This window comes from Mesorhizobium sp. Pch-S (assembly GCF_004136315.1).
Lineage (GTDB): Bacteria > Pseudomonadota > Alphaproteobacteria > Rhizobiales > Rhizobiaceae > Mesorhizobium.
Genome location: NZ_CP029562.1, coordinates 2,532,112 through 2,542,500 on the forward strand (window position 1 = coordinate 2,532,112; position 10,389 = coordinate 2,542,500).

Below are 10,389 nucleotides of genomic sequence, written 5' to 3' on the forward strand. Positions count from 1 at the left end.
GGGTGGAGGTACTTTGGCGCTGCTTCGGCGTCGAAGATATGCCAACATCGCAGAGTGAAAGTGATGGAGCGATCTGTGCACGTCCCCTGGACGTCCGGCGCTTCGATGCAGTGGAGGACGAGAGCCCATGGCCGAAGCCGGGAAGTTGCGCTTTCATGTTCCGGAACCGGAGGTCAGGCCGGGTGGAACACCGGATTTCTCCAACGTTCCCATCCCCAAGGCCGGCTCCGTGCCCAAACCACCGATCGATGTCGATCCGCGTGAAATCCGCGACCTGGCCTTTTCGATCATCCGGGTCCTGGACCGGGCCGGCGAAGCGGTCGGTCCCTGGGCCGACATGCTCAGCGATGAGGAACTTCTGGAAGGCCTGCGTCACATGATGACGCTGAGGGCTTTCGATGTGCGCATGCAGATGGCGCAGCGCCAGGGCAAGACGTCATTCTATATGCAGCATCTGGGTGAGGAGGCGGTGAGCTGCGCCTTCCGCAAGGCGCTCGACAAGGGCGACATGAATTTCCCGACCTATCGGCAAGCCGGGCTTCTGATCGCCGACGACTATCCGATGGTCACGATGATGAACCAGATCTACTCGAACGAGGCCGACCCGTTGAAGGGACGGCAGCTGCCGATCATGTATTCTTCGAAGGAGCACGGCTTCTTCTCGATTTCCGGTAATCTTGCCACCCAGTACATCCAGGCGGTGGGCTGGGCGATGGCTTCTGCGATCAGCGGTGACACGCGCATCGCCGCTGCGTGGATCGGCGATGGTTCGACCGCGGAATCGGATTTCCATTCGGCGCTGGTGTTTGCCTCGACCTACAAGGCCCCGGTCATCCTCAACATCGTCAACAACCAATGGGCGATCTCGACCTTCCAGGGTATCGCCCGCGGCGGTGCCGGCACGTTCGCGGCGCGTGGCCTCGGCTTCGGCATTCCGGCGTTGCGGGTCGACGGCAATGACTATCTTGCCGTGCATGCGGTGGCGAAATGGGCGGCGGAACGCGCGCGCGCCAATCTCGGGCCGACGCTGATCGAATATGTGACCTATCGCGCCGGCGCGCATTCGAGCTCGGACGATCCATCGGCCTATCGGCCGAAGGCGGAATCAGAGGCCTGGCCGCTGGGCGACCCGGTGGTGAGGCTGAAGAACCATCTCATTCATCGCGGCGTCTGGTCGGATGAGCGCCATGCGCAGGCCGAGACCGAAATCCTCGAAACCGTCATCGCGGCGCAGAAGGAGGCCGAGTCACACGGCACGCTGCATGCCGGCGGGAAGCCGTCGATCCGCGACATGTTCGAAGGGCTCTATGCCGAGATGCCACCGCATCTCAAACGGCAACGCCAGCAGGCTGGGATCTGAACCATGGCACGCAAGACCATGATCGAGGCTATTCGCGATGCCATGGATGTCGCGATGGGGCTGGATGAACGTGTCGTCGTCTTCGGCGAGGATGTCGGCTTTTTCGGCGGCGTTTTCCGCTGCACGCAGGGCCTGCAGGCCAAATATGGCAAGAGCCGCTGTTTCGACGCACCGATCAATGAATCCGGCATCGTCGGCGCGGCGATCGGCATGGCTGCCTACGGGATGAAACCCTGTGTGGAAATACAGTTTGCCGACTACATGTTTCCTGCCTACGACCAGTTGACCCAGGAAGCCTCTCGCATCCGCTACCGTTCCAATGGTGATTTCACCTGCCCGATCGTCGTGCGCATGCCGACGGGTGGCGGCATCTTCGGTGGCCAGACCCACAGCCAGAGCCCCGAGGCTCTGTTCACCCACGTCTCGGGTTTGAAGACGGTGGTGCCGTCCAATCCGTCAGATGCCAAGGGTTTGCTGATTGCCGCAATCGAAGACCCGGATCCGGTCATCTTCCTGGAGCCGAAGCGGCTCTACAATGGCCCTTTCGACGGCCATCACGACAAGCCGGTCACACCCTGGTCCAAACATGACCTCGGCGAAGTCGCCGACGGCCACTACACCGTGCCACTCGGCAAGGCGGTGATCCGTCGGCCGGGCAATGCGGTGACGGTGCTTGCCTATGGAACCATGGTCTATGTCGCCCAGGCGGCGGCGGAAGAGACCGGCGTCGATGCCGAGATCATCGATCTGCGCACCTTGCTGCCGCTCGATCTCGATACGATCGTCGAGTCGGTGAAGAAGACCGGCCGTTGTGTTGTCGTTCACGAAGCGACGCTGACCTCCGGCTTTGGCGCCGAGCTGATGTCGCTGGTCCAAGAAAATTGCTTCTACCATCTCGAGGCTCCGGTGATGCGCGTTGCCGGCTGGGACACTCCTTACCCGCATGCACAGGAGTGGGACTATTTCCCCGGGCCGGCCCGGGTCGGTCGCGCGCTTATCGCCACGATGGAGGCCTGACATGGGTGAATATATCATCAAGTTGCCCGATGTCGGCGAAGGCGTGGCTGAGGCGGAGCTCGTCGAATGGAGCGTCAAGGTTGGCGACCTCGTCCGCGAGGATACCGTGCTGGCGGCTGTCATGACCGACAAGGCGACGGTGGAAATCCCGTCGCCCGTCGACGGTGAGATTCTCTGGCTGGGTGCAGAGATCGGCGACACGGTGGCGATCGGTTCGCCGATCGTACGGCTCAAGGTGGTCGGTGAAGGCAATGTGACGGCAGCCGCCGACGCCAAGCCCGCGGCTGCTGGCAAGGCCGAGGAACCTGCGAAGGCTGAGCTCGCAAAGGAAGCTCCAGCCGAAGTGGTGCGCAAGGAACCAGTTGAACCGAAGCCTTCGCCGGCACCGGCAGCAGCGAACAGCGTATCGCGTCCGTCTGCCTCGACCGGCGGTGCACCGCGCCCCGAAGGCGAAAAGCCGCTGGCATCGCCGGCGGTGCGGCTTCGTGCCAGGGAGGCCGGCATTGACCTGCGCCAGGTCACCGGCAGCGGTCCGGCAGGACGGATCGGGCATGAGGACATTGACGCGTTCCTCTCTCGCGGTCCGCAAACGGCACGGCCGGCGAGCGGTCTTTCGCGCAACGAGAGTGTCGAGGAGATCAAGGTCATCGGGCTTCGGCGCAAGATCGCCGAGAAGATGAAACTCGCCAAATCGCGCATTCCGCACATCACCTATGTCGAGGAAGTCGATGTGACGGCGCTGGAAGATCTGCGCGCCGCTCTCAACAAGGAGAAACGCGCGGATCGGCCGAAGCTGACGCTGCTGCCTTTCCTGATGCGGGCCATGGTCAAGGCAATCGGCGAGCAGCCGTTGCTCAATTCGCTGTTCGACGACGAGGCCGGTATCATCCACCAGCATGGCGGCATCAACATCGGTATCGCCGCCCAGACCGCAAACGGGCTGGTCGTGCCGGTGGTGAAACATGCCGAGGCGCGCGACCTTTGGGACTGCGGCGCCGAGGTCAATCGCCTGGCCGAGGCCGCCAAGAACGGAACGGCGACCCGCGACGAACTTTCCGGCTCGACCATCACCATCACTTCGCTGGGCGCTATGGGCGGTGTTGTCACCACGCCGGTCATCAATCATCCGGAAGTCGCGATCATCGGTGTCAACAAGATGATGGTGCGGCCGATGTGGGATGGCACCCAGTTCGTCCCGCGCAAGATGATGAACCTGTCGTCCAGTTTCGATCACCGCATCGTCGACGGCTGGGATGCGGCTGTGTTCGTCCAGCGCATCAAGGCGCTTCTCGAAACCCCGGCGCTGATCTTCGTGGATAACTGACCATGCGCTTATTTCACGATCATCAGCCAGCGAAGCTTGCAAGACGGGGACTTGGGCAATGAAGGATATCTCCTGCAAACTCCTCGTCATAGGCGCCGGCCCCGGCGGCTATGTCTGCGCCATCCGTGCCGGTCAGCTCGGCATCGACACCGTCATCGTCGAGGCGGCGAAGCCAGGTGGCACCTGTCTCACCATCGGCTGCATCCCGTCCAAGGCATTGATCCATGCGGCGGAAGAGTTCGAGAAGGTTTCGCACATGGCCGAGGGCACCAGTCCCCTCGGCATTGCCACAACAGCTCCGTCGCTCGATTTCGGCAAGACCATCGTCTGGAAAGACGGAATAGTAATCCGGCTTACCAATGGTGTTTCCGGGCTGCTCAAGAAAGCCAAGGTCAAGCATGTCTCAGGTTGGGCAACCTTCCGCGACGGCAAGACCGTGGAAGTCGAAACCGAGACCGGGCTGCAGGTGATCCGTGCCGAAACCGTGGTCATCGCCACCGGCTCTGCGCCGGTGGAGCTGCCGTTCCTGCCGTTTGGCGGTCCGGTGATCTCTTCCACCGAAGCGCTGTCGCTGGACAAGGTGCCGGAGCGGCTCGCCATCGTCGGCGGCGGTTACATCGGGCTCGAGCTCGGCATGGCTTTTGCCAAGCTCGGCGCGAAAGTGACCGTGGTCGAAGCGCTGCCGCGCCTGCTCGCGCAGTATGACGCCGAGCTGACCAAGCCGGTGATCAAGCGGCTGGGGGAACTTGGCGTCGAGGTGTTGACCGAAGCGAAGGCCAAGGGTCTTTCGACCAAGGGCGACGCGCTGCTGGTGGAAACGGCTGCCGGCAAGGACGTGAAGATCGAGGCCGACAAGATCCTGGTCACGGTCGGGCGCAAGCCTGTGACGGAAGGCTGGGGTCTCGATCAGATCGACCTCGACATGAGCGGTCGTTTCATCCGCATCGACGAGCAATGCCGCACTTCGATGCGTGGGGTCTTTGCGATCGGCGACGTCACCGGTGAGCCGATGCTGGCACACCGCGCCATGGCGCAGGGTGAGATGGTGGCCGAGATCGTGGCCGGCCACAAACGCAGCTGGGACAAGCGAGCCATTGCGGCGGTCTGTTTCACTGATCCGGAAGTGGTGAGCGTGGGATTGTCGCCGGAGGAAGCGAAGGCCCTAGGCGGCGAGATCAAGACCGGGCTGTTTCCGTTCACGGCCAATGGCCGCGCCATGACCAAGCTCGGCGAAAGCGGCTTCGTCCGTGTCGTCGCGCGCGCCGACAATCATCTGGTGCTGGGCATACAGGCCGTCGGCAACGGTGTTTCCGAACTGGCCGCGGCGTTCGGGCTGGCACTGGAGATGGGCGCGCGCCTCGAAGACATCGCCGGCACGATCCACGCGCATCCGACGCAGGGCGAGGCGTTTCCGGAAGCTGCACTCAAGGCGCTCGGGCACGCATTGCATATCTGAGCAAGTGTGCTCGCAGCGACGATGCATCCCAACAAAAAACCCGCCGGGACCAGCCGGCGGGTTTTTGTTTGATCACATTCGATCGGGCCGGCTGGCGTCTCAGCTCGCCAGGCGGTCGGTGCGTTCGTGCTGCGCATAGGCGCGGCCGAAGCGGTTGGCCAGGAAGCTGTCGAGTGCGATGTCTTCCTGCTTGACGAAGCCGGTGGCCGGCAACGTGCCGTCAGCCAGCATGTCGAGCACGGCACAGATGCCGGAGGCCGTGGTGATCTGGATGGCGCTGCGCACGATCTGGCCGGAACGCTGGCTGTAGACCTTGTTGGCGTAAGTTTCCTGCAGCAGGCGGCCGTTCTTGCGGCCCGAGACGGTCACGAAGACAATGACCACGTCCTGCATGGTGGCCGGCAGCGAATTCTCCAGGATGTCCTTCAGCACTTCGCGGCGATGGCGCAGGCCGAGGTCGTTGAGCAGCGCCTTCATGATTGCGGCGTGGCCAGGATAGCGGATGGTGCGGTAGTTGAGCGTGCGCACCTTGCCCTTCAGGGTTTCTGCCAGCGTGCCCAGGCCGCCAGAGGTGTTGAAGGCTTCGTAGGTGACGCCGTCGAGCGAGAACTCCTCGCGCTCTTCCAGCGGCGGCACTTCGATCAGCTCGCCTTCGACGATGGCTTCGCAAGGCTCGCAATATTCATTGATGACGCCGTCGGTGCTCCAGGTCAGGTTGTAGTTCAGGGCATTCGACGGATATTGCGGCAGCGCGCCGACGCGCATGCGCACGCTTTCGAGGCTATCGAAGCGGCTTGCGAGGTCGTTGGCGACGATCGAGATGAAGCCCGGCGCGAGGCCGCACTGCGGAATGAAGGCGGTCTTTGCGGTCTTGGCCAGTTCCTTGACGCGACGGGTCGAGGCGACGTCCTCGGTCAGATCGAGATAGTGGACACCGGCGGAAGCAGCTGCTTCGGCGATGCGGGTGGTGAGATGGAAGGGCGCGGCGCTGAGCACGGCGAACTTGCCGGCAAGCACGGCTTCGAGAGCACCGGCCGCTTCGATGTCGGTTTCCACCGTGGCGACACCGGCACCAACTTCAAGTGCGGCGAGCTGCGCTGCGGAGCGGTCGACGATGGTGACACGATAGTCACCGGTCGCGGCCAGCATATCTGCAATGGTCGAGCCGATCTTGCCCGCGCCGACAACAACGATTTCCTTCATGGCCAAGCCCTTTCTTATGGATGTTTCAAGGGCAGGAATCGCAGTTTGCCTGACGAATGGAAGTGTGCGATTGAACAAAACGCCGACGCATTTCGACAAAATCGCCGAGGCTGCTCGTCAGAATGCGAAGTCACGTGGGAAAATGCTGAGCCAAGCCGACAGAGACCTCATCACACTGCTGCGTGAAAATGCGCGCGCGTCGACCGCAGAACTCGCCCGAAGGCTGGGTGTTTCGCGCACGACGGTGCAAAGCCGCATCGAACGGCTGGAGGCGCGCGGCATCATCATTGGCTATGGTGTGCGGCTGGCACCCGACTATGAGCAGGGACTGGTGCGCGCGCATGTGCTGTTGACGGTGGCGCCGAAAGCGGCTGAACGCGTCGTGAAAGATCTGCGGGCGCTTGGCCAGGTGCGTTCCCTGCATTCGGTCAGCGGCAGCTTCGACATGATCGTGACGGTCGAATCGGCCTCGATCAGCGATCTCGATGCGCTGCTCGACCGGATCGGCGCAATGGACGGCGTGGAACGCACGTTGTCTTCCATCATCCTCTCGACGCGGATCGACCGGTAAATCCGTCATCTTTCTACCGAACCCGGAAACCATGCAGGATCGCATGACAGACACAGGAAAGCGCAAGCCAGCCGGCAAGAACCACGATGTGGATCTCATTGCTGTTGTGGTGGCCGTTGCCGACCAGGAGCCACGCGTCCTTACCGTCGGGGTTGCAGACGGGCTTCCTTCGGGTCCGTTCGAGCTTGGCCACCGATCCCTGCAGTTCGGCCTGCGAACATGGGTGGAGCAGCAGACCAGCCACCAGCTTGGTTATATCGAACAACTCTATACATTCGCCGACAGCGACCGCATCGGCGACGAGCGCCAGGAGCGGGTGATCTCCATCAGCTACCTGGCATTGACCCGCATGGATCACTCCTCAGCTGCCGCGAAACGTGCGTGGCGCAGCTGGTACGACTTCTTTCCATGGGAGGACCATCGTGCCGGCGTCCCCGCCCTGATCACCGAAATTGTCCAGCCGCAGCTGACGGCCTGGGCAAAGGGGACCACGGATGTCGTGTCACGCGAAGAACGGCGGCGCAGAGCGGCGATCGCCTTCGGCTTCGACGATCATCCGTGGAACGAAGAGTTCTGCCTGCAGCGCTACGAGCTGCTCTACGAGGCGGGGCTGGTGGAAGAGGCGACGCGCGGCCGCGGCGAACGGGGCTCCGTGCTGATACCCGGCCCTGCCATGATCGCCGATCATCGCCGGATCCTCGCCACCGGAATCGCGCGGCTTAGATCGAAGATCAAATATCGGCCGGTCGTGTTCGAACTGATGCCGCCGGTCTTCACGCTGCTGCAATTGCAGCGGGTCGTCGAAGCGCTTGCCGGCAGGCTGGTCCACAAACAGAACTTCCGCCGGCTGATCGAACAGCAGGAGCTGGTCGAAGAGACCGGGGAGACGACCGCCGACACCGGTGGACGACCGGCGAAGCTCTACCGCTTCCGCCACGCCGTTCTCGATGAACGTGCTGCCGCAGGGACAAAATTGCCGCTGACCAGGTCTTGACAGGAGTTATACTCATAGTAAGCATATGTCGGTGATATACTCACACTGAGCATAAAGTGAGGTGCCGATGTCTGTCTCTTCCGCTGCGCTTGTCGCATCCGCTTCAGCCACCCTTTACCAGCGCGTGCAGCGTGTCATTCCGCCGATGGAATGGCCGGTCTTCTCCGGCGACATCGACGCCATCCTGGCGCTGAAACGCGAGCGCAACGCCGTCATCCTGGCGCACAACTATCAGACCCCGGAAATCTTCCACTGCGTGGCCGATATCGTCGGCGACAGCCTGGCACTCGCCAGGAAGGCGATGACCGTCGATGCCGATGTCATCGTGCTTGCAGGTGTGCATTTCATGGCCGAGACCGCCAAGCTGCTCAATCCGGACAAGGTCGTGCTCATTCCCGATCTCGATGCCGGCTGCTCGCTGGCCGATTCGATCACGGCCGCTGATGTACGCCTGATGCGGCAGAACTATCCGGGCGTTCCCATCGTCACCTATGTCAACACCTCCGCGGCGGTGAAAGCGGAGTCCGATGTCTGCTGCACGTCGGGCAATGCCCTGGCCGTGGTGGAATCGCTGGGCGTGCCGCGCGTCATCATGCTGCCCGATGAATATCTGGCGCGGAACATCGCCACGCAGACCAAGGTCGAGATCATCGCCTGGAAAGGCCATTGCGAAGTCCATGAGCGTTTCACGCCCGCCGATATCCGCGAACTGCGCGAGGCCCATCCCGGCGTCACCGTGCTTGCTCACCCGGAATGCCCGCCGGAAGTGGTTGCCGAGGCTGATTTTGCCGGATCCACGGCAGCGATGTCGGATTATGTCGGCCGGCACAAACCGGCGCGCGTGGTTTTGATGACCGAATGCTCGATGAGCGACAACATCGCCGTCGACCATCCCGAGGTCGATTTCGTCCGCCCCTGCAATCTGTGCCCGCATATGAAGCGTATCACGTTGGCCAACATCCGCGCGGCGCTTGAAGAAAACCGTCACGTCGTGACCATCGATCCCGAGGTCGCGGGCGCGGCGCGTCAGGCCGTGGAGCGCATGCTTGCGCTATGAAGCCGTCGATCGATGATCTTCAGGGCCGACCTGTAATCGTCGGCAGCGGCGTGGCTGGCCTGATGGCGGCACTGTGCCTGGCGCCTGAACCCGTGGTGCTGATCTCCAGCGCGCCCTTGGGAACCGAGACGTCCAGTATGCTCGCGCAGGGCGGCATGGCGGCAAGCCTGGGGAGCGATGACAATCCGGAACTTCACCTGGCCGATACGCTCGGAGCCGGCGCCGGGCTTTGCGACGAGGCTGTCGTCAGGCGATTCGTCGGCGCAGCACCTGCAGCGATCGCAAGTCTGGAGCGGCTCGGCGTGATGTTCGATCGTGCACCCGACGGCAGCCTGCGGCTGGGACTCGAGGCCGCGCACGCGCGCCGCCGGATCGTGCATGCTGCCGGAGACGCCACGGGCCGCGAGCTGGTTCGGGCGCTGGCAGTGGCCGTGCGGCAGACATCGTCGATCACGCTGCTGGAGGGTGTGGAGGTCAGGCGGCTGCTTATCGAGGATGGCGCGATCGCCGGAGTGGTCGTCGTGGGCGGCAGCGATGTGTTCGCGCTCTCCAGTGGTCGCGTCGTGCTCGCGACCGGCGGCGTCGGCGGCCTTTTTGACAATACGACAAACCCGTCAGGCTCGGTCGGGCAGGGGCTGGCGCTTGCCGCCCGCACCGGAGCGGTGCTGGCCGATCTCGAATTCGTGCAGTTTCATCCGACGGCGCTCGACGTGCCGCACCGGCCGATGCCGCTCATCAGCGAAGCGGTGCGTGGTGAAGGCGCCGTGCTCGTCGACGAAGATGGGCATCGCTTTCTCGCCGATACGCCGGGCGGCGAACTCGCGCCGCGTGACGTGGTGGCACGCGCGGTGTGGCGCGAGCTTGCCGCAGGGCGGCGTGTGTTCCTGGATACGCGGCAGTGTCTCGGGTCACGTTTCGCCGGACGCTTCCCGGCGATCGAAGCGCTCTGCCGCAAGGCCGGCATCGATCCTTCGGTCCAGCCGATTCCGGTTCGGCCCGCGGCCCACTATCACATGGGTGGCGTGGCCGTTGATGCCGAAGGACGCAGTTCCGTCGCCGGTCTGTGGGCATGTGGTGAAGTCGCCTGCACCGGGCTGCACGGCGCCAATCGCCTTGCCAGCAATTCCCTCACCGAGGCGGTGGTTTCGGCGGTGCAGGTCGCCAGCAGCGTCGCCTCCAGCGCGCGGCGGGTGCGCCGGTACCCGATCGCGGTAAGCGCATCGCCGACGCCGGATGCTGCGCAGGTTCGCTCCATTGTGTCCGGGGCACTTGGCATCGTGCGGGATGAGGCTCCGTTGCGGGACGCTGTGGCGGCGCTGCTGCCGTTCACAGAACCAGATGGCGTTGCATCGGATCCCGCCATTGTCGGGCTGATGATCGCTGTTGCCGCCCTTCGGCGCGAGGAAA

The 10,389-nt window shown here is 63.3% G+C and carries 9 protein-coding genes (1 of these 9 only partly in view); 8 read left to right on the forward strand and 1 reads right to left on the reverse strand.

Annotation, left to right across the window (positions count from 1 at the left end):
* Window positions 1-127: 127 nt before the first annotated feature.
* Genes C1M53_RS11620 through lpdA form a run of 4 tightly spaced genes read left to right on the forward strand, consistent with a single transcriptional unit; the run spans window position 128 to window position 5,157 of the window.
* Window positions 128-1,360, forward strand: coding sequence for a 3-methyl-2-oxobutanoate dehydrogenase (2-methylpropanoyl-transferring) subunit alpha (locus tag C1M53_RS11620; RefSeq protein ID WP_129412394.1), 1,233 nt, complete (start codon window positions 128-130; stop codon window positions 1,358-1,360).
* A gap of 3 nt (window positions 1,361-1,363) precedes the next feature.
* Entirely contained in the window at window positions 1,364-2,377 is a 1,014-nt protein-coding gene (locus C1M53_RS11625; protein WP_129412395.1) for an alpha-ketoacid dehydrogenase subunit beta, read from the forward strand.
* Between the two features lies 1 nt (window position 2,378).
* A complete protein-coding gene (locus C1M53_RS11630) occupies window positions 2,379-3,701 on the forward strand; it encodes a dihydrolipoamide acetyltransferase family protein (RefSeq protein WP_129412396.1) in 1,323 nt (440 codons plus the stop codon).
* A gap of 58 nt (window positions 3,702-3,759) precedes the next feature.
* Window positions 3,760-5,157 carry a dihydrolipoyl dehydrogenase gene (gene lpdA / locus C1M53_RS11635; protein WP_129412397.1) on the forward strand — a complete coding sequence of 466 codons (1,398 nt, stop codon included), beginning with the start codon at window positions 3,760-3,762 and terminating at the stop codon, window positions 5,155-5,157.
* A gap of 99 nt (window positions 5,158-5,256) precedes the next feature.
* Here lpdA and C1M53_RS11640 read toward each other — a convergent pair whose 3' ends face one another.
* Window positions 5,257-6,366, reverse strand: a complete 1,110-nt coding sequence (locus C1M53_RS11640) for a saccharopine dehydrogenase family protein (protein WP_281040926.1) — start codon at window positions 6,364-6,366, stop codon at window positions 5,257-5,259.
* 136 nt (window positions 6,367-6,502) lie between these two features.
* On the opposite strand from C1M53_RS11640, the gene C1M53_RS11645 reads away from it, so the two are divergent.
* The 4 genes from C1M53_RS11645 to C1M53_RS11660 all read left to right on the forward strand — a co-directional run.
* Window positions 6,503-6,931, forward strand: a complete 429-nt coding sequence (locus tag C1M53_RS11645; RefSeq protein ID WP_129412399.1) for an Lrp/AsnC family transcriptional regulator — start codon at window positions 6,503-6,505, stop codon at window positions 6,929-6,931.
* Window positions 6,932-6,974: 43 nt separating this feature from the next.
* Window positions 6,975-7,925, forward strand: a complete 951-nt coding sequence (locus tag C1M53_RS11650; RefSeq protein WP_245488526.1) for a hypothetical protein — start codon at window positions 6,975-6,977, stop codon at window positions 7,923-7,925.
* Window positions 7,926-7,992: 67 nt separating this feature from the next.
* Window positions 7,993-8,982: a quinolinate synthase NadA gene (gene nadA, locus C1M53_RS11655; RefSeq protein ID WP_129412401.1), complete on the forward strand. Its 990-nt coding sequence runs from the start codon at window positions 7,993-7,995 to the stop codon at window positions 8,980-8,982.
* A protein-coding gene (locus tag C1M53_RS11660; RefSeq protein WP_129412402.1) for an L-aspartate oxidase crosses the window boundary here: on the forward strand, window positions 8,979-10,389 show its 5' portion. The gene runs 137 nt beyond the window's last position; only the first 1,411 of its 1,548 coding nucleotides appear in the window; the start codon lies at window positions 8,979-8,981; its stop codon lies beyond the right edge, outside the window. Before nadA ends, C1M53_RS11660 begins: the two co-directional genes overlap by 4 nt.